At 62.2% G+C, this 23,352-nt stretch carries 17 protein-coding genes and 1 pseudogene; 6 read left to right on the top strand and 12 right to left on the bottom strand.

Going from position 1 to position 23,352, the window contains the following annotated elements; genetic code table 11:
- Positions 1-3 precede the first annotated feature (3 nt).
- From ACS13N_RS21715 to ACS13N_RS21680, 8 genes are all read right to left on the bottom strand, one after another.
- Positions 4-1,011, bottom strand: coding sequence for a chemotaxis response regulator protein-glutamate methylesterase (locus tag ACS13N_RS21715; RefSeq protein ID WP_438933667.1), 1,008 nt, complete (start codon positions 1,009-1,011; stop codon positions 4-6).
- A complete protein-coding gene (locus ACS13N_RS21710; RefSeq protein ID WP_438933666.1) occupies positions 1,008-3,371 on the bottom strand; it encodes a hybrid sensor histidine kinase/response regulator in 2,364 nt (787 codons plus the stop codon). Before ACS13N_RS21710 ends, ACS13N_RS21715 begins: the two co-directional genes overlap by 4 nt.
- The gene (locus ACS13N_RS21705; protein ID WP_438933665.1) at positions 3,368-4,072 is read right to left on the bottom strand and encodes a chemotaxis protein CheW; all 705 of its coding nucleotides are present in this window, start codon (positions 4,070-4,072) and stop codon (positions 3,368-3,370) included. Before ACS13N_RS21705 ends, ACS13N_RS21710 begins: the two co-directional genes overlap by 4 nt.
- On the bottom strand, positions 4,053-5,471 hold the full coding sequence (locus ACS13N_RS21700; protein ID WP_438933664.1) for a CheR family methyltransferase: 1,419 nt from the start codon (positions 5,469-5,471) through the stop codon (positions 4,053-4,055). Before ACS13N_RS21700 ends, ACS13N_RS21705 begins: the two co-directional genes overlap by 20 nt.
- Before the next feature lie 5 nt (positions 5,472-5,476).
- A complete protein-coding gene (locus ACS13N_RS21695) occupies positions 5,477-5,947 on the bottom strand; it encodes a chemotaxis protein CheW (protein ID WP_438933663.1) in 471 nt (156 codons plus the stop codon).
- A 36-nt stretch (positions 5,948-5,983) separates the two neighbouring features.
- Positions 5,984-7,660 carry a methyl-accepting chemotaxis protein gene (locus tag ACS13N_RS21690; protein WP_438933662.1) on the bottom strand — a complete coding sequence of 559 codons (1,677 nt, stop codon included), beginning with the start codon at positions 7,658-7,660 and terminating at the stop codon, positions 5,984-5,986.
- A 251-nt stretch (positions 7,661-7,911) separates the two neighbouring features.
- Positions 7,912-8,751: an anti-sigma factor family protein gene (locus tag ACS13N_RS21685; RefSeq protein WP_438933661.1), complete on the bottom strand. Its 840-nt coding sequence runs from the start codon at positions 8,749-8,751 to the stop codon at positions 7,912-7,914.
- Positions 8,741-9,382 carry an RNA polymerase sigma factor gene (locus tag ACS13N_RS21680; protein WP_438933660.1) on the bottom strand — a complete coding sequence of 214 codons (642 nt, stop codon included), beginning with the start codon at positions 9,380-9,382 and terminating at the stop codon, positions 8,741-8,743. Before ACS13N_RS21680 ends, ACS13N_RS21685 begins: the two co-directional genes overlap by 11 nt.
- A 208-nt stretch (positions 9,383-9,590) precedes the next feature.
- Here ACS13N_RS21680 and ACS13N_RS21675 point away from each other — a divergent pair, with 208 nt between their 5' ends.
- Together ACS13N_RS21675 and ACS13N_RS21670 are read left to right on the top strand one after the other, a co-directional pair.
- Positions 9,591-10,544: a metallophosphoesterase family protein gene (locus tag ACS13N_RS21675; RefSeq protein WP_438933659.1), complete on the top strand. Its 954-nt coding sequence runs from the start codon at positions 9,591-9,593 to the stop codon at positions 10,542-10,544.
- A 1-nt stretch (position 10,545) separates the two neighbouring features.
- Positions 10,546-10,923 carry a cupredoxin domain-containing protein gene (locus tag ACS13N_RS21670; protein WP_438933658.1) on the top strand — a complete coding sequence of 126 codons (378 nt, stop codon included), beginning with the start codon at positions 10,546-10,548 and terminating at the stop codon, positions 10,921-10,923.
- 50 nt (positions 10,924-10,973) lie between these two features.
- On the opposite strand, the pseudogene ACS13N_RS21665 reads toward ACS13N_RS21670, so the two are convergent.
- Positions 10,974-11,984 (bottom strand): annotated as a pseudogene (locus tag ACS13N_RS21665) (AAA family ATPase); the annotation flags it as partial.
- A 151-nt stretch (positions 11,985-12,135) separates the two neighbouring features.
- Here ACS13N_RS21665 and ACS13N_RS21660 point away from each other — a divergent pair.
- Genes ACS13N_RS21660 through ACS13N_RS21650 form a run of 3 tightly spaced genes read left to right on the top strand, consistent with a single transcriptional unit; the run spans position 12,136 to position 17,511 of the window.
- Complete coding sequence (locus ACS13N_RS21660) at positions 12,136-13,554, top strand: hypothetical protein (RefSeq protein ID WP_438933657.1); 1,419 nt, start codon at positions 12,136-12,138, stop codon at positions 13,552-13,554.
- A gap of 55 nt (positions 13,555-13,609) precedes the next feature.
- Positions 13,610-16,867: a VPA1269 family protein gene (locus ACS13N_RS21655; protein WP_438933656.1), complete on the top strand. Its 3,258-nt coding sequence runs from the start codon at positions 13,610-13,612 to the stop codon at positions 16,865-16,867.
- Positions 16,864-17,511 (top strand): hypothetical protein, encoded by a 648-nt coding sequence (locus ACS13N_RS21650; protein WP_438933655.1) that lies wholly within the window; start codon positions 16,864-16,866, stop codon positions 17,509-17,511. The genes ACS13N_RS21655 and ACS13N_RS21650 overlap by 4 nt, the downstream gene beginning before the upstream one ends.
- Positions 17,512-17,573: 62 nt before the next feature.
- On the opposite strand, the gene ACS13N_RS21645 is transcribed toward ACS13N_RS21650, so the two are convergent.
- Complete coding sequence (locus ACS13N_RS21645; RefSeq protein ID WP_438933654.1) at positions 17,574-17,894, bottom strand: hypothetical protein; 321 nt, start codon at positions 17,892-17,894, stop codon at positions 17,574-17,576.
- A gap of 182 nt (positions 17,895-18,076) precedes the next feature.
- Here ACS13N_RS21645 and ACS13N_RS21640 point away from each other — a divergent pair, with 182 nt between their 5' ends.
- Positions 18,077-18,487, top strand: a complete 411-nt coding sequence (locus ACS13N_RS21640; RefSeq protein ID WP_370407237.1) for a PHA-granule associated protein 4 — start codon at positions 18,077-18,079, stop codon at positions 18,485-18,487.
- A 63-nt stretch (positions 18,488-18,550) separates the two neighbouring features.
- On the opposite strand, the gene ACS13N_RS21635 is transcribed toward ACS13N_RS21640, so the two are convergent.
- Positions 18,551-22,009, bottom strand: coding sequence for an AAA family ATPase (locus ACS13N_RS21635; protein ID WP_438933653.1), 3,459 nt, complete (start codon positions 22,007-22,009; stop codon positions 18,551-18,553).
- Positions 22,010-22,014: 5 nt separating this feature from the next.
- Positions 22,015-23,271 carry a metallophosphoesterase family protein gene (locus ACS13N_RS21630; RefSeq protein ID WP_438933652.1) on the bottom strand — a complete coding sequence of 419 codons (1,257 nt, stop codon included), beginning with the start codon at positions 23,269-23,271 and terminating at the stop codon, positions 22,015-22,017.
- Between the last annotated feature and the right edge of the window lie 81 nt (positions 23,272-23,352).

Raw genomic sequence — 23,352 nt, 5'->3', positions numbered from 1 at the left:
CGTTCATTTGCGTACGAGCGCTGTGAGTTCATCGGCAATGCGGCCGAGCGGCAGGATGGCGCGCGCCGCGTCCAGGGCCGCCGCCGCCTTGGGCATGCCGTACACCGCGCTGGTCGCCTCGTCCTGCGCGATCGTGTGATAGCCCTTGGCGCGCATCGCCTTCAGGCCGATGGCGCCGTCGCGCCCCATGCCCGTGAGCAGCACGCCAATGGCGGTGCCCTGCCAATGCTCGACCAGGCTGTGAAAGAACACGTCCACCGACGGGCGATACGGCGTGCTTGCCGGCTCGCGCGTGTAGCTGAACGTGCCACCGGGCAGTACGTGCATGTGGTCGTTGGTGGCGGCCAGCAGCACCTCGCCAGCACGCGGGCGATCGCCTTCCACGGCCACGCGCACCTTCAGTTCGGTCTGGCTGTCCAGCCATTCCGCCATGCCGGCGGCAAAGGCTTGGTCCACGTGCTGGACCACGGCAATGCCCGCCGGAAACTCCGGCGTCAGCTTGCCCAGCACGGCCGCCAGCGCGGTCGGGCCACCGGCAGAGGCGCCAATGGCCACCAGCGGCGCGGCGCCGTCACGCACGAGCGTGCTCACACGCGGCCTGGGCACGATGGGCTTTTCCAGCAAGCGGCCGATCTGGTCGATCTTGGTCAGCAGCGGGTGGTTGCCCTGGGCATCGGTGCCGCTGGTCAGCGTGGGCGTATCGACGGCATCGAGTGCCCCCGCGCCCATCGCTTCGTACACGCGCCAGGCGTTGGCGCCCACGCTGCTGGTGACCACCAGGATCGCGCACGGATGGCTCGACGCCATGATGCGGCGGGTGGCCTCCACGCCGTCAAAGCGCGGCATGATCAGATCCATCAGCACCACGTCTGGCGGCTGCGCGGCGCAAAAATCCACCGCCTGCGCACCATCGGTCGCCACCCACAGCACGCGGTGTTCGGGCCGGCGCGCAATCGTGCGGCGCATGGCTTCCACCGCCAGCGGCATATCGTTGACGATGCCGATGTTCATGTCCGCGCCTCCCCAATCAGGTCATGCACCGCGTCGAGCAGTGCTTCATCGTGGAAACTGCCTTTGGCGAGGTAGTAATCGGCACCGGCGTCCAGGCCCCGGCGGCGATCCTCCTCCCGATCCTTGTAGGACACGACCATCACCGGCAGTGACTTGAGCACCGCGTCGCGCTTGATAAGCGTCACCAGCTCGATGCCGTCCATGCGCGGCATGTCGATATCGGTAACGACGAGGTCGAACTGGGCGCCACGCAGCGCGTTCCAGCCGTCCATACCGTCCACCGCCACGGTGACGATATAGCCGCGCTTCTCCAGCAGCTTGCGCTCGAGCTCGCGCACCGTGAGCGAATCGTCCACCACCAGCACGTGCTTGCGCTGCTGCACGGCCACGCCCTGCCCGCGCTGCACCTTGTCGAGCTGGCCGCCACGTACCAACTTGTCGACCGAGCGCAGCAGGTCATCCACGTCGACGATGAGCACAGCATCGCCGTTTTCCATCAACGCCCCGGCGGCAATGTCGCGCACCTTGCCAAGCCGCGCATCCAGCGGCTGCACGACCAGCATGCGCTCGCCCAGGAAGCGGTCGACGGCAATGCCGTACGTCTCCGCACCCTCGCCAATGACGACCACTGGCACGCTGTCGCGCGCCTCGCCGGGCGGCTGCGTGCCGAGCAACTGGTGCGCGGTCACCAAGCCGACGGGGCGGCCCTCAAAGTTGAAATGCTGTTGGCCTTCGAGCATGTCGATCTCGGTGCGGGCCAGTTCCAGCGTGCGCCGCACGTAGGCCAGTGGAAACGCATACGCCTCGCCACCCACGTCCACCAGCAGGCTGCGGATGACCGACAGCGTGAGCGGCAACTGCAGCATGAAGCGCGTGCCGCGACCGGGCTCGGTCTGGATGCGCACGGTGCCGCGCACCGCCTTGACCATCTCGTGCACGGCATCGAGCCCGACACCACGGCCTGACAGGTCCGTCACCTGCTCGCGCATCGAGAAACCCGGCAGCAGCAGGAAGTCGAGCAGTTCGTGGTCCGACAGGCGGCTGGCGGTATCGGCATCCGACAGACCGCGCCGCACCACTGCGGCGCGCACAGCCTCCAGGTCGATGCCCGCGCCGTCATCAGCCACGGTAATCAACAGCTTGCCGGCGCTGTGACGCGCCTCCACCGTGATGCTGGCCTCGGCGGGCTTGCCCTGCGTCTCGCGGGCTTCGGGGGTTTCTACACCGTGGTCGATGGCGTTGCGCAGCAGATGGCCCAACGGCGCATCCAGCATGTCGAGGATGTCGCGATCGACTTGCGTGGCTTCCCCCACGATGGCAAAGCGCACACGCTTGGCCAGCGAACGCGCCAGGTCACGCACCACGCGCGGATAGGCGTGCGTGGCATCGCCAAAGGGGCGCATGCGGCATTGCAGGGCTTCGTCGTACAGCTGCTGCGCAAGGTGCGTGCTGCGGCGGTCGAAGCGGTCGAGATCGTCGATGTGCTCGCCCAGCGTCTGCTGCATGTGGCCGAGCATCTGGCGCACATCGTTGAGCGCGGCGTGCATGTCGGCATCGGCATGCCGGTCCAGCCGCTCGACCAGCGTTTCGTAGAGCGTATCGAGCGCGAGCGTGGCCGAGCGATGGCTGCGCTTGACGCGCAGCATCGACTCGCCAAACGGCTTGAGCCAGCGTGATTCCACCAGCGATTCACCGGACAGGCTCAGCAGCCGGTCAAGGTTGTCGGCACGCACGCGCAGCATGCGTTGCCCGTCGTGGAAACCTCGGCGCGTGCTGCCGATGGGGTCGCGATCCGGCACCGGTGCGATGGGTTCAGGCGGAGGTTCCGGTGGAGGTTCTGGTGATGCCGCCGGTGCGGACAAGGCCGCTACCTCGGCGTTCAGCAGCGCCATCGCGGCCTTCAGCGTTGCATCTTCGGCGGCCTGCTCGGGGTCAGCAAGCGTTGTAGTGGCCGGCGCAGCGGCAACACCGTCGGCGGCAGAGAATGCGGCGAGCACGGCGTCGACGTCCGTGCGTGGCACCTGCCCAGCGGTGGCAGGTTGACCCACACGCAGCAGCAGGTCAGTCCCACGCAGCAGCACATCGACATGCGCAGCAGTCAGCACCAGTGTGCCCCGCTGCGCGGCCACGAACCATTCCTCCATGCGGTGCGCGACGTCCACACCATCCTGCAGGCCGATGATGCGCGCGGCACCCTTGAGCGAGTGCGCGGCGCGCATGCAGGCTTCCAGCGCGGCGGCATCGGTGGGCGCGCGCTCCAGCGTCAGCAGGCCAGTGGATAGCACGCGCGTCTGCGTCTGTGCCTCTTCGTGGAACAGCGCGAGCAGCGATTGGCGGCCCAGATCGTCATCCATGCTCATCGCAGGCTCCGGGCGATCGAATCGAACAGGCGGTCTGCGTCGAGCAGGCCGATGGTGGTCTCGCGCCAGGCCAGCACGCCGCGTGCGTGCGCCGTGGCCGCGGTGGTCAAGGTGGACGGCACCGGCAGCAAGGCCGACGCCGGAAAGCGCAGCACGCCCTCCACCTCATCCACGGGGAAGACCGCCGGTTCGTCCTGGTGCGCCGCCACCAGCAAGCGCGCGTAACCGTTGCGGCTCGCGTGCTTGCCGCCGCCCGAGCGGTCCAGGCCCAGCAGCTCGCCCAGCGACACCGCTACCGTCAGCGCACCGCGAATGTTGACCAGCCCCAGCACCACCCGATTGCGCCGATGCGGCAATGAGTGAATGGCGCGCGGCTTGTCAATCTGACGCAGGGCAGTGGCCGGCAGCGCCAGCCATTCGTCGGCAATGCGGAAGACGAGCACGGCCAACTCTGCGTCAGCCTGGTCTTGCGCGCGCAGCGGTGCAGCGTTGCGATGGGCGCGTGCGGCGGCTTCCAGATCGTCCTGGCTCAGCGCGCGGTCGAGCAGCGCTGCAGCGCCCTGCTCGAAGACGGGGCAGTTCAGGCAGCGTGTGTACGTCGGCAACTGCGGGCAGGAGTGGTCGCCGCGGGTGCCGATGCGGTTCCAGCAATCGTCAACGCGCGTGGTGATGCCCGCGTGATCATGGACGGCGTGCGCCATGCGTTCCTCGTAAGTACTCCGGTGGTTCGGATGGTGCGGACGGTGCCCTGCCCTGGCGCGCCAGGGCCCGCTCTGCACGCAGCATCAGCTGGCGCGCGCCCACCGTGTCGCCAGCCACGTCCAGCAGTGCGGCAAGGTGGGTCAGGGCTTCGTAGTGGGCCGGCTCCAGGTAGAGCGCCTTGCGGTAGAAATCACCGGCATCGGTATGGCGGCTGCGCGCATCGGCAATCAGGCCGAGCAGGTAGAACGTATCGGCTTCGGGTGCGCGCAGGTTGGCGATCTCCAGCGCCACGCGCTCGGCCTCGTCAAAACGGCCCGCGTCGGCCAGCCGGCGTGCTTCCGCCAATGTGGGCGGTTCGGGCAACAGCGCTTCAAGAACGGGGATGGCAGGTACGGCCAGCGCCGCGGGCCGTGCTGCAAACACGGGTGCTGGTTTGGCTGCAGGCACGCGCGCCGCCACCGGGCGCACAGGCACGGTCGGCAGCGTAATGCCGGGCAAACCCACCGGTAGCGCGGCTGGTTGCTCCGGGGGCAGCGGCAGGCGGAACGGCAGCGGTGTCCGCACCCCGGTCTCACCCGCCGGCGTGCGCTGGAAGGCAAAGGCCAGCGGAATACGCGCAGAGCTCATGGCGTGACGCATCATCAGGCCGGTCTCGGCCGGGCCGACAAAGATCATGCCGTCGTCCGCCAGTTGCGCATCGAGCCGGCGGATCGCCTGGTCCTGCGCATCGCGGTGGAAGTAGATCAGCACGTTACGGCAGAAGATGAAGTCGTAGCGCGTGTCCTCAGCGGGTGCATCCGACAGGTTGGCCTGCGTAAAGCGCACCAGCCCGCGCACGGTGTCGCTCAACAGCCAGTTGCCATCGGCCTCGGTGAAATGCCGATCGCGGAACGTGAGCGGATGGCCGCGGAACGCGTTGCGCCCATAGACCGAGCGCTTGGCCATTTCAAGCGCGCGCGCACTGATGTCGATCGCGTCGATGGTGAAACGCGCCGGGTCGATACCCGCGTCGAGCAGCGCCATCGCTGCGGAATAGGGCTCCTCACCAGTCGAGCACGGCGCGCTCAGGATACGCAGCACGCGCATCGGCTCGCGTACCAGCTTCTCGCCAGCCAGGCGGGCGAGCGTGACAAAGGCTTCGCGGTCTCGGAAGAACCAGGTCTCGGGCACCACCAGCGCTTCGATCAGCGCCTGGCGCTCTTCGGGCGAGGTGTTCAGGCGCAGCCAGTACGCGTCCAGCGCTGCCGCGTCCACTGCATTCGGCATGCCGCGCGCGGCCAGCATGGTGCGGGTGCGGTCCAGCACCACGCGCTCCAGCGTGTTCGCGCCGAGCGACGGCGCATCAATGCCGGTCTCGTGAGAGAGCCAGGCTTCAAAACGCGGGTCAACGGCCACCATGACGATCAGGCTGGTTGTGCTGCTGCCGGAAACAGCAGCGCACGCGCCTGCGCATCGAGCATCGCCTGCGCATCGACGCGCTGCACGAGGCCGTCGTCCAGGCCGGCAACGGGCCCGAGCCAACGTGCGTTGGGCGTGGCGACACCGCTGTCGGCAAAACGCGTCGCATCGATGCGGCGCGTGTGGGTAGCATGCTCGACGATCAGGCCGAGCAGCGGCGCATCGTCACCGCGTGTGTCTGCCTCGTACTGCACCAGCACCAGGCGCGTGGAACGCAGCGGCCGCGCCGGGCGCCCGAGCGCCAGCTGCGGCACGTCAATCACCGGCACTGGCGCGCCATGCCGCTCGACCACCCCGGCCACCCATGCGGGCGCACCGGGGATTGCCTTGGGTGCGGCCAGCGGCAGCACTTCGGCAATCTGCGCCACATCGAGCGCATAGCGGTCGCCATCGAGTTCAAACAGGAGGTAAAGCATGGCGATTCTCGCTACAGCAAAAAACTCCGGCAGGCGTCAGGCTTCGATCTTGAAACGCGACACGCCGGTACGAAGCTGGTTGGCCACCAGCGTCAGGTCATCAATCGCCTGCGACGACTGGCGCAGCGATTCCGCCGTCTGCTGCGCGGCCTCCGACAACTGCGACAGCGCCTGCGTGATCTGCTCGGCGCCGGTGGCCTGCGTCTGCATGCCTTCGTTCACCATCTGGAAGCGCGGCGCCAGCGTCTGCACCTCGGTAATGATCTGCGAGAGCTGCGTGCCAACCTGCTGCACATCGCGCATGCCGCGCCGCACTTCTTCCGAGAACTTGTCCATGCCCATCACACCGGCGGACACGGCAGACTGGATCTCCTTCACGGTCTGCTCGATGTCGTAGGTGGCGACGGCCGTCTGGTCCGCCAGGCGACGGATTTCGGTGGCGACCACCGCAAAACCGCGGCCGTATTCGCCGGCCTTTTCGGCCTCGATGGCGGCATTGAGCGACAGCAAATTGGTCTGGTCTGCCACCTTGGTGATGGTCGACACCACCTGGTTGATGTTGGTCGCCTTCTCGTTGAGGATGGCCAGCTTGGCGTTGACCGAACCCGCCGCTTCCATCACGCCGCGCATGGTGTCTTCCATGCGGGTGAGGCCGCTCTGGCTGGCGCCGGCCAGCGTGGCGGACTGCTCGGCCACGGTGGACACCTCGTTCATGGTGCGCAGCAAGTCGCGCGAGGTGGCGAAGATCTCGCGCGAGGTCGCGCCGATCTCGGTAGTGGTGGCAGCAGTCTCAGCGGCGGTGGCCTGCTGCTCCTTGGAGGTGGCGGCAATCTCGGCCACCGAGGTCGTCACCTGCAGGGACGATTTCTGCGCCTGCGACACCAGGCTCGCCAGCTCTTCGGCCATGCGGTTGAAGCCTTCTTCCAGCGTGCCGAATTCATCGCTGCGGTGCAGGTCCAGCCGCCCAGACAGGTTGCCGGTGCGCATGTTGTCGTGCACCTGCACCAGCCGCGCCATCGGCACGGTAATCGCCTTGTGCAGGATGTAGCCGAGCACCAGCGCCGCCAGCAGCACCAAGCCCAGCGCCACAGCCAGCGTCACCTCGGTGCCTTGCACGGAGGTGCGGATCTGCCGCGCCGATTCATCGGCCACGGCACGGTTGTCGGCAACGAGCTTGTCGACGAGGCCGGTTGCCTCTTCCCACGCCGCCGTGGAACGCAGCACAACCGCCTGCGCGGCCGGCTTGGACGTGCGTGCCAGCTGCATCGCCTCGTTGAACAGCACCAGGTATTTGTCGACCGCCGCGCGATAGGCCCGGAAACGTTGGCGATCGTCTTCACGGTAGATCGTGGCCTCGTAGGCAGTCGAATGCTGGTCGAGATCGCGCGCGATCTGGGCAGCGCGTTCCAGATCACGATTGGTGGTCGCGGCGTCGGCATCGACAAACAGGGCGCGCTCAAGCGTCGCGTGGCTGTTGCGCGTGGCTGCACGCAGCGAGGTCGACAGATACAGCCCCGGCACGGAGTCGCGCTCCAGGCTCACGGCCTCTTCGTCAATTACGCGCAGGCGGTCATACGACACCGCCGCCATGATGACCATCAACACGAACAGCACGCCGAAGCTGAAGACGATGCGGTTGCCGAGTGAGAACCGGCCGCCGCGAAGCATGCTTGCCAGGGTTGTGTTGCTGATGTGGGGCGTCGCAGAAACCATGTTTAAACCTATGAAACAGATACCGGGAAGACATGGAAGCGGCTCGCAGAGCACACCCCACAAAACTGTGTTGAATGGTAAAGGAACGTATCGGCCACCGGAACCGAAACCTTTGCGATCGGACACAAATTCGGGTAAGTCCTTGCCAGGACAGACATCGGCAGTATGCAAGCCACCCCGACAAGGTGCGGCGAAAGCGCACACTGCACGCACGCGTTGCGCCTCAGCAAACACACAAAAGAAACGCCGGTTTAACCGCCACGCACTGCACGCGCAAACGCTTGCACCACGTCGGCAGAGGCGTCGGTGATGGCCCAGTAGCCCATGCCGGTGCTGCGCCAGTACATGAGCTGGTAGCCGCGCTCAGTGCGCAGGGCGGGCTCGGTGTCAGCACCGGCCTCGGGGCGCACGTACAGATCCACCGGGTGCTGCGCGGAGCGATAGACCAGCACCGCCACCGGACGGCCGTCGATGTAATCCAGCCGCCCGCCGATGAGCGGGAAACCGCGCGTGGCCAAGTCCGTGACCGGTGGTGCGTAGTCGATACGGCCGTTGAACCACGGTTTGACCGTGTGACGATCCGACGACAGCACGTCGGTCTCGCGTGCGCCCAGCAGCGCCCGCACGTGGCTGGCGGTGATGTCATGTGCGGTCTGTGCCACGGTATCGGGCCGGCCGACCAGCACCCCCACACCCAGTGCCACGGCCGCCACTGCGCCGGCGCCCAGACCCAGGCCGAGCCCCCGGGTGGGCGTGGTCAACCACCCAACCAGACGTTGCCAAGGAGATTCCGCCCTCCGCCGCGGGCGCGCAGACGCAGGTGACGTTTGCGGCCGGGCTCCGGCCTTGGCCTGCGCTTCCGCCTGCACGGCGTGCAGTACGCGGTCGCTCAAACCCGCGGGCGCCTTCATGTACAGCGCAGGCGCGCGCAGCCCCTGGCGCAACGCACGCACCACGGTGTCGTGGCGCGTGGCAACGTCCGTACAGGCCGTGCAGTTGCCCAGGTGTGTTTCCATGCGCAGGCTGTCGGCCGCACCGAGTTCGCCATCGGCGCGCGCGGCCAGCAAAGCGCGGATGTCGTCACAGTTCATGGCGGGCCTCCTTGGTACTCTTTCCCGTGCCGCCCGATGCACGGATCGGCGTGACATTGGTGCGCGGCGGCGCGGTGTCTTCGGTCAACAGGCGCGCGAGCTGCTGCCGCGCACGCGCCAGCCGTGACATGACCGTGCCGATGGGTGCATCGACCACGGCGGCAATGTCGCGATACGGCAGGTCTTCCAGCTCGCGCAGCACGAGCACCTCGCGATACGGCACGGGCAATAGCGCGAGCGCGGCATGTACCCGGCGCACATCGTCGATACGGGCAAGCAGCGCAGCCGGGTCCACGCCGTAGCTGGCGCCGTCGTCATCAGCCTGCGCCTGACTGGCGGCAGCTTCGTCATTCCACGGCTGGGCCGGCGCCTGCTTGCGGCGTGCGCATTCTGAGAACCACGTGTTGCGCACGATGGCCAGCAGCCACGGGCGGCCATCCCCGCCGCGAAATCCGCCAAACAGCCGGAACGCGCGCAGGCAGGCTTCCTGGACGATGTCGTCGGCGTCCTGCGTATCGCCCGAGAGCCAGCGCGCCAGGTTGTAGGCCGCATCGACATGCGGCAGCACCGCCTGGGCAAAGCGCTGGGCGTCGGTGGGCAGATCGAGCGTGGGGTCTGACAGGTCGGACATGGCGGCCTGATAGCGGTTGACGTGCGTATACCGAAGTGCAATCCAGTTTATTCCCGCCGAAAGAAATTTCGTTGAAAACGCGCGTTTCGTGGAATACGCGCCCACGCCGGCCGGTATGACAGGCAGGACCGGCGCGCCATCTCTCTTCATTTCTCTCCATTGCGCTGGATCAACGACCGAATCAGCAACCCAACGCAGGGGACACCCCATGAGCAAGCAACCCGGACGACGCCAGTTTCTGCAACTGGCCGCGGTCGGCGGTCTGGTGTACGCCTCCGGACTGCCCGGCTGGCAGGCGATGGCCGCCACCAAGCGCGCGGCAGGCGCCAAGCAGGAAGATTTCTATTTCGTGCAGTTGTCAGACACCCACTGGGGCTTCAAGGGTGCGCCCAACCCCGACGCACGCGGCACGCTGCCCAAGGCGATTGCCGCCGTGAATGCGCTGTCGCCCGCGCCGGACTTCGTCATCTTCACGGGCGACCTCTCCCACACCACCGACGACCCTGCCGAGCGCCGCAAGCGCCTGACCGAGTTTCGCGACATCGCCGCCCAGATCAAGGTACCGGTGGTCCACTACATGCCGGGTGAACACGATGCCTCGCTCGACAACGGCGAGGCCTACATCGAACTGTTCGGCCGCACGCACTATGCGTTCGACCACAAGGGCGTGCACTTCATCGCCATCGACAACGTGTCGGACCCGCGCGCCCAAGTGGGCGAGGCACAGCTCGCGTGGCTGGCGGCGGACATCCGCTCGGTGCCGGAACACACGCCCATCGTGGTGTTTACGCACCGGCCGCTGTTCGATCTGTACCCGCAATGGGACTGGGCCACGCGCGACGGCCAGCAGGTGATCGACCTGCTCATGCCGCACCCGAACGTGACCGTGTTCTACGGACACATCCACCAGGAACATCACCACATGACCGGGCACATCGCGCACCACTCGGCGCGCTCGCTGATGTTCCCGCTGCCTGCACCGGGTTCGCAACCCAGGCGCGACCCGATCCCCTGGAATGCCTCACAGCCCTATCGCGGCCTGGGCTGGCGCAGCATCACCGAGCACGGCAAGCAGGATGCCGCCACCTGGGCGCTGGCCGAACAACCGATCCAGGCCAGCAGCGAGACCACCGCTATCACCAAGACTCCGGAGACCACCTGACATGCGCCCGTTCATTGCACATAACCCTAAGCGGCGCCTGGCGCTGCGTCAGTTCACCGTGCTCGCGGCCGGTGCCGCACTCGCGTGCGTTGCGCATGGCGAAGGCCCGCAGGTGATCCGCGTGCACGCGCGCAAGTTCACCTTCACGCCCGACAAGATCACGCTCAAGCGCGGCGTGCCCGTGGTGTTCGAGTTGACCGGGCAGGACATCCTGATGGGCTTTTCGATTCCCAGCTTCAACGTGCGGGCGGATGTGGTGCCGGGGCAGACGGTGCGCCTGGCGCTCACGCCCGACAAGACCGGCACGTTTGATTTCCTGTGCGACATCTTTTGTGGCTCGGGGCACGAGACGATGAATGGGACGCTGACCGTTACCTAATACGTTTGGTGCGAGATCGTGAGCGCCCTGCCTGTGTGCAGGGCGTTCGATCAAACAACGTAGCGCACATGATGAGCCTCGGTTGGCAGCGGCAAGCTCCACCGATGCAGCATCGCTTCCAGCGCCTTGTTGGACAGCGATGTATCCCGCTTCGCGTTCCGGCGCAACAGTTCGGCGCGAGGCTGCTCGAGATACACGATCTCCACCTCTGCGTGATACGCAAAGAGCAGGTCGAGCGTCTTCTGACGCATGCGCTCGCTCAGGTGCGTCGCGTTCCAGATGAAGGGCTTCTCCGCTCGCAGCAGTACCTTGGCACGATCCACTGCCAGATGCGCGACCATGCCTTCGTTCTTACCATGACGCAGCCCAAGCTCGTCCCGCGCATCGTCAAACGACACCACAGGCAACTCCGGATGGTGGGCGGCCACCCAACTATTCTTTCCCGAGGCGGGCAGCCCTGACATCACGATGACTCTGGCACCGAGTGTCTGGTGAAGCTGATAGTCAGGATGTACATCAGCGCCCCGGAAATAGCTCACCGCCGTATGCGTGTCGGCAAAGGGTCGTGGCGTGCCATAGCAGCCTTCCTCGCGCGCAAGCTCCCGGAAGAGTTCGATGTTGTCGAGCACGCGCGCACTGTCAGCGCAGATGCGACCACGCATGTCGGCCTCGGCCAGCATGGCGAGCAATGGGATGCTGAGTTGCCAGGAAAGCTCGCGGACGAGAAATTCGGGCGACCCTCGGCGCGATCCATCCAGCGCAAAGAACGGCACCTGATGCACGCTGATCAGCCGGCAGATGGATTCGCGCACATCCAATGGCACACCGGCATCCCACAATGCGATGCGCGCATCAATGGCACCCTTGCGCGAATGTCCCGGCTGACCGATGGCCCCCGTCACCGGATCGATGACAGTGGTGCTGTACTTCGCCATGTCGTGCAGCAACGCCGCCAGGAATACCGTCTCCTGCTCGGCACGCGTGGCGGCCTGGTAATCCGGCAGCGCCAGCAACGCTTCCACCACCATCTGCGTGTGGGTCCAGACATCGCCTTCTGCGTGGTTCTCCACCCCTCCTTGTGGCAACTACTCACGGAAGCGATTTTCTCCCTTCTGCCGTGAGGCCGTGCTCAACAGGCCATGACTGTCCTCGGGCGAATTAGCAGCCACAGACCGACAAGGGATATGCACCCCTAACCGTTATACTTTTCTGATGTCCCTGCGCACCCTTCACTCGATAGTCCATGTCCCGATTCTGGAGGGAGCTCTCGGCACCAGCCTTCCGTTGCTCTTCCTAAGGGATGGAGAGGTTAGCTTTCTTGCGCTTGCATGGGTTCGCCAGAAGTCACTTGTGGAGGGGCTTAGCAGTTCGACAATTGCGAAAGCCGTAGCTGCCATCGGGCGCTTCTACGATTTCTACGAACTGGAAAAGAGCGGGAGGGCGCTGGCTACAGGCGAGCTGCGGCTGCTCTTAATTCAGTTCTACGAAGCTCGCCGCTTCGGCTTGAAGTCATTGGCGTGGGACGCGGTCAAGGTGACGACTGCTGCCGCTGATGTCCGGGTGGTGAGCGACTTCACGGATTGGTGTGCCGACAACTTCGGACACGCTTACATCAATCCGCTTGAACGGGTCATGATTCAGAGCCTCAATCTTCGGGAACAGCGCGCGGCTAGATTCAAACTCTCGTTCCGGAAAAACTGGGACGTTCTGTACCACCTCACTCCAGCAACTCAGGCTGCGGCGGGGGTGGTCTCGCGTAGACCCTTTGACCCAATGCGAGGCAAGCGTCAGCGCAGCTTCTCTGACAACAAACACTTTCCGGCGGACAAGGTTTGGGAAACCATCTGCAAGACTCCGCTCGTGCGAGACAAGCTCTATCTGCTGCTCTTGTTCTTCGGGGGACTTCGCATGTCCGAGCCCCTTCATCTGTTTGCTTCCGACGTTAGCGTTCTACCCGACGGGATGGCACGTGTAGTGATGGGACACCCACAGGATGGAAGCTATCAATGGATAGCTTCAGACAAGAAGAAGCGGTCAGGACACCGAGCCACCTTTCTCAAGGAAAGGTATGGACTTGGTGCACGAAACGTTCTTCCCGAGAGCCACCCCCTGCATGCAGGCTGGAAGGGGATGATGGCTGATGACGGGAAGCGCTCGGAGTCAGTCGTGCACTGGCTTCGCGAGGATGCGGGACGCCTATTCGCCCAGTTGCATTCTGAGTACGTGAAAACGTTTCGAGGAAGGTTGACCGACAGCCATCCCTACTACTTTGCGAATGTTAAGGTCGGCGAGAGCTATGGGCGGCCCCTCACGCTCTCGAACGCTACCAAACTGTTCAATCGCGCAGCCCGGCGCGTCGGCTTGAGCACCGAGCAGCCCGGCGTGAATCCGCATGGCGGCCGGCATTTCTATGGCTTTTACTGTGCCTCGATTCTTCGCCTGCCCATCGAAACCACTCAGCGATTGATGCATCACCAAAGCGCCATCTCAACCCAAGACTACTACGCCCTGTCGGCAAAGGCTGTTCGAGACGAACTGGTAGCAGCACAAGAACGAAGAGCGCTGGAAACCCCTCCTATGTTGGCAGCACCCCTCCTTAGCCCGGACCAGGGCGCCAAGGCTTATGCGTGATTCAGTATCGGTTTTCCTTCTCCCTACGTCGTCAGGTTCCGTAACGCTGAATCGGATGGTCTCGGCGCCCCATGTTTCGCCAGAGCTCACCGCCCTTCGGCTGGAGGAAATACTGCAGAAGCATGAACAGATTCGCATTCGCGAGTTCTGGGAAGACGTATTGCTGAAGCCGAGCGGCGAGAAGGCATGGCTCAACGCATTCAAGAACAAGGTCGCAGGAGACCATCTAGGTTTGACGTACCTCCGAAGCTCAGCCTTGCGCACAGCTCTCGGGACCAACATGCGCGGCCAAGAACTGACCGAACACCTCCGTCAGCTTCCGTTGGCCACTCAGCGCAGCATTGTTGAAGCGCTTCGCCCCAACACCCGAGGTGGCCTTGACGGCATCGTTGTGACGCCAGGTTTGGTTTATGCCCCGGATTTTCGAGCCATGCTGCGCAGCGCTCGAACACCAGAATGCTTTGTTGTAGAGCTGGTCCGTACCATGCGCGATATGGGGACGCCGCTGTATCACGCGCAGCGGTACATGGAGCTGCTTCTGATGCTGTGGGCTCGCAATCTCGTGCTGTTCCCTGCGGACCTCAAGACATGGCGAATCAGGAACAAGTGGGAGACTCTCAGGAACGAGCGTTACACAGGTTCCAAAACTGCGCTGGTCCAAGCTGTAACGGACGCCATGAAAGGCACAACAACCAGTGAGTTCCAGAGCAGGACCTACGGATTACTGACCTCAAGTTCACTCGCCGCTTCAACGGATTTGTGTCTTGACCTGATTGCCACGTATGAAGCTGACCTACTGGAAGCGACGGCACACTTTGAGGGGCAAGCGCTTTACTCTGAAAAGAGTTTCGCTACACGTGTAGGTCAACTCTACCGACTGCTCTTCAACCAAGCCTACCCCTCGTTTGCCGTTGCACGAACCCAAACGAGAACCGCGAAATCCAAGTCGAATGAGCAGCTAAAGGGAGACGGCACCTTCGTTTGGCTGGAAACGACAGCACCTGCTCTGCAGCCTTGGGCGGACTTAATGCGCCGGTTCGTTGCGCAACTAAAAACTGCCAGGCTGGACGGCCACATTGGGCGCCTGAATAGCTTCGCAGACTACCTTCTGTCCTTGGAAAACCCTCCCCGCAGTCCGTTTGAGCTGCGTCGCCAAGAACACATTTTTGACGCTACGCTGAAAAACAGCCAGACGTACTGCGAATATCTCCGGATTCGGATGAAGAGGTCAGTCGCAAGCACGTCGCTTTCTTTGCTCCGGCGGTTTTTCGATTGGTACGTGGACTACCTGCTAGCGTCTGGTGCGAATGAGGCGGGGACCTTTGTAAATCCTGTGCTCTCCACAGATACCCTAGGCAGCGACCGGAGGGACCGCTCCGGGCAGACGGCACGCAACGCCCTACCTGGCTACGTGCTTGAAGAGATAAAGGCCGTGCTGGTCGAGAACGATTTCGCGTTCGGAAAGGCGCAGCCGAACCATTACGTACGCGTTCTCGATAGGCAGACCGGTCTTCCGACGCGAACATGGTTCCCCGCACCAACCGTTTGCCTTTACCTGATGCTGGAAGCCCCCCTACGGTCACATCAAGCCCGCTGGATGGATTCCGGAGAACTTGACGCGTTGGTCTTGGATGCCGTAAGCGGGAAGCTCGTTCAGAACCCTTCGCCCTACGCCATCGCTGGCCGAAGAGAGGCGGCACTACGCCTACAGCATGACACTCTACGCAGCACTGACTGGCTGGGCTTGTGGGTCAACACCAACAAGACGGTGATGTACGACCGCGATGAAGTCGGCTACTGCATCCCTTACGTTTCCGAGCGACTTTCGACTCTCCTGAAAGGCATGGCTGCATGGCAGGTTCGCTACAACCTACCGATGACCGCGCCGATTCCTTACTACGGCGAAAAGCATAGCTCCGAAGAGCGCAAGCGCATTGCTGACAAAGGGCCCCAAGTTACTCCCTTGTTTCGGGACCCTGCCACGAACAGAGAGCATGCGCCTATCACCTATGACCGGTTGGTCACCTTCTATACGAAGGCGCTCGCCGAAGTTCAGAGGCGAATTAAGGTCAAGTACGGTCACGACGTTCGGCTGGTAACAGAAGACGACAAAGGCGAGCTCAAGTGGGTTGTGGACCTTCACACCCTACGCGTGAGTGGCATCACAGCGATGATTGAAAGCGGCGTTCCGCTTGAGGTTGTGTCCCAATTTGTCGCGGGACACACAACGTTGGTGATGACGCTTCACTACCTCAAGTTTTCGCCGCTGAAACTGCGGCAAATCCTCAAAGATGCCCACGACAAATCGCTGGAGACGCAGGATTTTGTGGGCTCCGAATCCTTCCTGCAAAACCTCGACAGCTTCTCCCCATTCCTGCTTGGACAGGATGGCGCCGGCCAAGGAGCCGGTATGGGCGCTCTCAAGGAAAAGACCGGCATCATCAACATTACCTCGGAGGGTATCTGCCCCGGAACGTCTTGCAGTACCGGAGGACCCGTCGATTCGACTCGAATCTCTCACGGACCGGTTCCCGGGGGACAACGTTGCGGTCTTTGCCGTTACTGGATTACTGGGCCAGCCCATTTGCTCGGCCAAGTGGCAGCAGTGAACAATCTCGCTTACACAATTCGCAAGAAAGGTCTCCAAGTTGCAGACCTCAACGATGAACGTTTGGATGCAGAGGATGCCGGAGACCAGAAGAGAGCTCGCCACCTTCGTGACCGAGTAGATTTGCTGAACAGAGAGTTGGCCATTGACGTCGAGGAATGGGCGGCGCGGTATCGATACGCGGAGCAATCAGTGAGCCTTCTGAACGAGTATCTAGCTACTAAGGCGGCGGTCGAAGGCGCGGCCGTACCTGTTCCACTTCTCACTGCGGGTACGGCTGCCGAATTGAAGATAACCCTTGAAGAAGCCCATGAATTCGCTTTGCTGGACCAAATCACGCAGATGTCGGACTTCGTTACGGGCTTCAGCAACCGCGAAGCAGAGGTCGAGAAGAACGCCATCCTGTCAAAGATGCTGGCAGCCAACGGGGTTAAGCCTTTCCTCCTGACCCTGTCAGAAGAGCAAGCTCACGAAGCAGGCAACTTGCTATCCGCCTTGCTCTTGCAGCAGGTCAAACACAGCGACCTGGACGACGTCTTGAATGGACACACCAAATTGAGCGCGTATCCCTTGCTCGCCGAGCGGCTACGCGCCCTTGAAACCGCTGCCGACGAAGGCAAGCCTCTTGCCGCCCAAGCGGACCTTCTCGCTCTAGCTCACCAAGAGAAAGCAGATTCTCTCCAAACTGAAGGTTTGTTCGCATGACGGTCATTGAAGCCACCGAATCAGCCGATGCCACTTACCAGCGCCTGCTGGAGCAGGTCACCAATCCGCGTCAGCGCACATCGCTCGAACGCATCAAGGCCGCCTGCGACTACCTGGAAGCGCAGAAACTGAAGGTCAGCCCGTCATCAGTCGAGAAGTATTGTCTGGGCCGGGATTGGGATGGTCCCAAAGCGCAGTCAATTCGGAACTCAAAGAACGTTCTGATGCTGTATCTCCAGGTTCGACAGTCGAAGCAGGTCCTGAAGCCTTCTGGGAAAAAATCGTCGGAACCCGAGATTGCTGATGAATCGCTGCGCGCGTACGTGCAGCTTTTGAAAGATGAGCGAGATAACGCGGTCGCAGCCAAGAAGCGCATTGAAGCGGGCTTACGGAGCCTGCCAGGAATCTCAGTAGACGCGTTGCTGCGCGGGGACAAGGTGGCGGAAGCCCGCACCGGGACAACGGCGACACCGCAAGCATTGAAGCTGGCTTTGAGCTCTCTTCTTGATGATTCCCGCCTCGCCAATTGCGGTCTCGAGGTAGCGAAAGGCCGACTGCGCCATGCTTCAACGAAGAACGTTCTTCTTGAAAAGGACGAGCTCGACGCAGTTGTGGCGGCTTTGAGCGATACGAGCTCGCTATGAAGACGAGACGAGCGAAAGGAACTACCTCCGCAACAGATTGAGACCGAGTTTGGACGGCCACGCTACCGCCGGCTGCGCGACAACCGCTTCAACACCTGTTCTTCTTCCGTCGACCAACTCAGCGGTCGCTCCCATACGGCGGGCTCGGCAAACAGGGCGGAATCCAGCGCATTCAATCTCGTTAGGAACGGCTTATCGATGCCGCATATGCGAGCCAGCGTGAGAATGCTGTACGCCTGTCGGGCGATGTCCTGTAGGCGATAGATTTCCCAAAGCAAATCGCGCGCTTCTGACGTCGGGTTGCTCTGCCATATAGCACGAAGCGCCGCCGAAGAAAGCTTCTTGCGGTGAGTTGCGGAGGCGGAAAAGTCACGTGCTATCATGGCCCGAAATACTGTATATTTGTACAGTATCCGTAGTCGAAAACATCTCGTCAATGAGAGTTGCCTCGATGTGAAGGATGCGACTCCAGCAAGCCCCAGCTGAGTGCTGACGACATCTCGCAAAGCGACTCCCAACTCTCTCTTTCAGACCATCCATGATGCAAACGACACAGGTGGTACGCATGCCCTCGCGAACCCCGCGCACCGCCCCGATAGCGACAACTCTCGCGCGTGCCGGTAGCAAGGAGGAAGCGCTACGGTTGGTCGGTTCGGGCGGTGTCGCAGCCGTCGAGCTGGACTACGAATCGGGATGGCAAGACGCAGTTGAGTTAGGACGGCTCGGCCGAGCAGTTGGCGTTCGTGTCGAGTTCCGAGGCCACGAGAGCATCGCGGTCAAATCGCCTGCCGCCCTCGTTGCTGGCCTTGCGCGCGCGAAGCCGTCGTTCCGGCAACGCAATCTCTACTGCCAGTTCGACCTAGACCTATTGCCCGCTGGTCAACTGGAACAGCTCGAGGTCAAGGCCACAAAGCTGGGCGACTACATTTTGGGTGGGCACCTGTTGCGGGACGTCGATGCGGTCTGGTCCGAGTAGCACTACGCTTTGATGGGCTGCGACATTGCTAGCTCCATTCGTCGGTCGATAATAGTTCGCTGATTACAGGTGCACGACATTGATGGCATCGCCCAATGTCTCGCGCGCGAGTGCTTCCATGTGATGGTGGTGGGTCAGGAAAATCACCTGGGTCTGCTTGGCAAGGGAGGCCATTGCCCGCAGACCCGCAGCCGACCGCGCGTCGTCATAATTGATGAACAGGTCGTCTGCAATGAACGGCAGCTTGGACGCCTGCTCCAGGCGAATTTCCAAAGCGGCCAAACGTAGTGCCAGATATAGCTGGTCGCGGGTGCCGTCGCTCATGCCCGAGATGCCAACATGCTTGCCGTCGGGCCGACGCCCCTCCAGCACCATGGGTTGCTTGTCGAAGTCCACGACCAAGCGCTCAAAGGAACCCTGAGTCAGTTCCTTAAATATTGCACTGGCCTTAGCCAGCATCGGGCCTTGCTTTTCCTGGCGATAGCGGTCAATGGACCAGCGCAACAATCGGGTAGCTGTGCACACTTTCACGTAGCGCTCGGCCGCATCAGCCATCTTCGACAAAGCCTCTTGCCGCTGGCCCTCTGCCTGCGCCGCAGCATCCGAGCCGCCGATGGCCGTCAATGTGGCCTCTGCGGTTGCCAGTTCAGCGGATAGCGTTCCCTGACGCTCGACGACGGTCGTGAGGTCCCCGGACAGCGCGGCAATATCCGTGGCAATCTCCGGCAAGTTGGCCACTGCAATCTCAGCCTCGATGTCCTGTCTCGACTGGCCATCTCCGCCCGTTATCAGTTCGCGCCTTAGTCGAGCGTCTTCCGCCAGCAATCGACGCTTTTCATCGGATTTGGCAATGCATTCAGCCAAGGCCTCGCGAGTGGATACGCCCGCCCGCGCCTTCAAAGGCTCAATGACGGCTTCTGCTTGTTGCTTGGACGTCTCCAACTCCGCGACCTGCTGCTCCGCCACTCTCAGCGCTGTAGTTAGCCGCTCTTGTTCATCTCGCGCTTGATTGGCCAGTCGCACCTTGATGACAAGTCGTTGCACCGCCTCCGCAGGCTCTTGGCCGTTTAGGGGCGCGGCAATAGCGCCGCACAATGCTTCAACACCCTCGGCAAACAAGGCGAGGTCTGCCTTCATCGTATCGATGCGCTCGGCCTGAATCTGGCACACCTTGCGAGCCTTTTCCTCGATTTCGCCAATCAGTTCCAGGGCACCTTCGACAGTCCCGGTATCGTAGGCAGCGTCCAGTCCGGCATTCGACAGCGTGGAAGCCCAGTCCTCAGCCCACGAGGCTGCCTCCTTTCTGGCTTCGACCAAGTCATCTTGGAGCGCCACGTAGACTTGGCGGGCCGTGACCAGTTGACCATTCAGCGTGTCTCGACGCCCTTTGACGCCATCCGCTTCAGAAATAAGATGCTCGGCTTGAATGCACAGCGCGCTCAAGTTCTCAGCGCTCCCCGGAGCAACCCCGTTCTCCTCAAGGACGGTGCGCAGTTCCTGAGTCGCATCCGCTAGGACATTCAACGCGAACTGAGAGTCCTTCTGGGCTTCAAGAAGCGAGTGGCCGCGCTCAAGTACGACGTCCTTTTTGCGAATCCAATCTAAAGCATCATCGAGCGGCAGACCGTCGAGTCCCGCTGCCACGGTCAGCGCAGTCCATTCGGAAGAGAATCTGTCCAGCTGTCCTTTGGCAGCTTCTAGCTGCTCCTCAAGTCGGGTTCGGATATGTTGCTGTCTTTCGAGCTCATCTTTGTGCGATTGAAGTTCGGTCACATCTTCGACGTTACTCAAGTGCGTATCTGCGAGCACATCCGCGTCCTGCATCGCCGATTCGAACTGTTTCGCATCAGTCTCAAAATCGTCCGTCCGCTGTTTGACGGATGCCCACTTCTCATCCCGCTCAGCTCGTGCCTGCTCCACCATTGCATAGGTGGTCGGATGCTTCAGCTCCGTGAACTGATTGACCCGAAGCACGGCTTCCCCGACAGCAGAAATCTGTTCCGACAGGTCCTTGGACAGGGAGTCGACCTGCGCCTCGAGACTCTGCCGTTCCCGCAGTCGGCGTGCGAGAGCTTCGCCGGAGGGGAACTGGAGCTTTGACAGGAGCTCGATGTCCATACGCCAAACGCCTAGGGCTCGCATAGCCGTCTCAAGCCCGGCCTCGGCTCTTTCGACCAAGATGCGTTGCTTTTCCTGAACCTGTGCGGGGTCGCCCAGGGATTGTGCCTTGCGCAAAGCCGCCCGCAGACCCGCAGTTACCTTGACCTCGGACAAACCGTCCAACTGGGCTTGAAGCGATTCAATATCGGCTTTCTTTGTCCGCTCAGAGGAGTCCGCTGCCTTGAGGGATTGTTCAATCCCGCTGGCTTTCCTGGCAAGGTCTCCGAGCTTGCGGCGAATCAACAACGACGGCAGCTTGAGCAGCAAGTCCTCTTCGGAATCGTAGGTCCACTTCAACTGAAGGCACGCACGACGAACCTCCGCCTGAAGCCCCTGGATTTCGCTTTTTCGTCGTTCGATGTCCCGTGCGTATGGCTCGTACCGGCCGCGTCGTGTCTCAAGTGCGGCAATACGCTGCTCAGCGCTCAACAGGGATTCATCCACGAAAATCGCCGACAGCGATTCCCTGGCGGCGGCCACCTCGCCTTTGCGAATCTTCAGCACAGCTTCAGCGCGAGCGATGTCGCTTTCTGCCTGGTTCAGTGCTTGAGCCGCGTCTTCCGGCAGGTCGGTCGCTTCTTTCAGAAGTTCCAGGGCAGCATCGTTCTGACCGAGCGCGTCAACAAGTGGCGCCAGTCGACGCACACGCTCAAGCCGCGCTCGACGCATATCGAGTTCGCGCCAACTGGCCCGCGCTGCCTCCAGAGATGCCCGTAACGTCTCGACAGCGCTGTTTGCGTCGGCCCAGACCTTCGTGCGGACCGAAGCTTTCTTGAGAGCGCTATTTGCCGAGTCAAGCTGGTCAGCGGCGGCATAGTAAGCGCGTTCAGCCGATTTTCGCGGCGCCCAAAGCTTGTCGGCTTCTGCGGCCAGTTGGTCTCGGACTGTTCCGAGGCTCGCCACCCCTGCGGCTGATTGGAACAGGATTCGGCCGATGTCACTCTCAGCATTCAGGATGTCATTGCCGCCTTCAACCAGTCGGAGGTGGTCAAGCCCGAACATGTGGTCAAAGAAATCGCGGTCAATACTGCCCAGGAATGGCTCTAGCGCCAAATCCGGCAAGGCGCCGTTTGCGGGGGTTCTAAGTGTCTGCCGTTGAGCCTTGATTCGGACGAAGTCCAGTGACGTCTTGCCATTACTGACGGACGCACCCAGTCTGAGCTCATTCAATGGATGCAAAAACCCATGCGGTGAGCGCACCGGAATGCCAAAGAGCAGGTCGAGAATCGCCGCTCTCAGAGTCGATTTGCCGGCCTCGTTCGGACCGACGACAAGATGAAAATCAGTTGTTGAGCCGGGAAACTCAAGAGACCGGTCGGAGAATTTGCCGAATTTGAGCAGGTCGAGTCGCTGGAATCGCATAGCCGTTATTCCGTCTTCTCAAGATGGGCCAGCAGACCTGCCCGCGCCTCATTGACCAGTGCGCTCAGATTCCCGTCTCTGATTTCGGGAAAGTAAGCAATCATCTGTTGCAGCTCAGGCGGCGACTTGGTTACCAGGCCAAGCAGCTCCTCCTGAAGTGCCTTCAAGAAATCTTCGTCGCCCTCGGCAGTCGCCAGCAATTCACTAAGGTCAGACAGTGCATCGTGTCGCGCCCTAATGGTCTGCCCGTCATCTTTCATGGCGGTCCGAACTCGTACTTTTTCAATCCACAGCCGGTCGGGCGCCAGCGCTGCAGCGACCCCCAGCACTTCCTGGCGGAGTTGAGCCTCTTCCCCGAACAGGTCTCCGTGCGCTGCCGATTCGCCAATCAACGTCACCCTCATGGCATAGGTCAGGCTGCCGCTGGCGTCATTCAGAAATTGGGTCAACTCGCGCTCGACAGTTCGGACAGCGGCGGCCAGGGATTCGCATGCTGAGACATCGACGACTAGGTCGTGCCAGCGTAAAACGTCAACATACAGGCGTTCAAGCGTTCGCAGGCCTGCGTTATCCACGCTCACCAGGACAGCACCCTTGGCCCCCGTTTCCCGAATATGCCGACCCTGGAGATTGCCAGGAAACACGACGGTCGAAGGTCCCTCCCAGACCCGATGCTCGTGCACATGACCTAGGGCCCAGTAGTCGTAGCCCTTGGCATGCAACTCATCCAAACTACAGGGCGCATAGGGGGCGTGCACCGTATTGCCTTCAAGCGCCGTATGCAGTACCCCAATGTTGAACATGCCGGGTTCAGGCGCCGGATAGGTCGTGACCAGATTTTCATACGTCGCCGCGTCTTTGAAGCTTCGACCGTGCAACGCCACCTTGAGATGCTCAATGCGGAAGGTCGAACACTTCCTGGTCACGAATCCGTAGACGTTGTCCGGTAGCTGCAGTTGCTTGGTCATCTCGCTTTCGGCGTCGTGATTGCCGTAGAGGAGATACACCGGGATACTCGCTTTTTTCAGGCGCCCCATTTCCTTGGAAAAGTAGATGCCTGTGTTGTGGTCTTTCCACGGTCCGTCGTATAAGTCGCCTGCAATAATCATGAAGTCGACTTGTAGCTCAATGGCCTCACTGACCAGCTTGGTAAACGCGGCGCGCGTTGCCCCTCGCAGGAGGTCTGCCGGGGCGTCCTGATAAGAACTCAGTCCGACGAGGGGACTGTCGAGATGTATGTCTGCCGCATGAATGAATCTCAAGACCTTCTCCGTTTACCCTCTGCGACTTGTTGAGAGGTACCGCCGCCGCAATGCACGCGGCGTGAAACGGCACTTCCCGCG

This window comes from Ralstonia sp. 24A2 (assembly GCF_051783885.1).
Lineage (GTDB): Bacteria > Pseudomonadota > Gammaproteobacteria > Burkholderiales > Burkholderiaceae > Ralstonia.
Note: the sequence above shows the minus strand (reverse complement) of the source record. Positions and strands in the feature narration are given on the sequence as shown.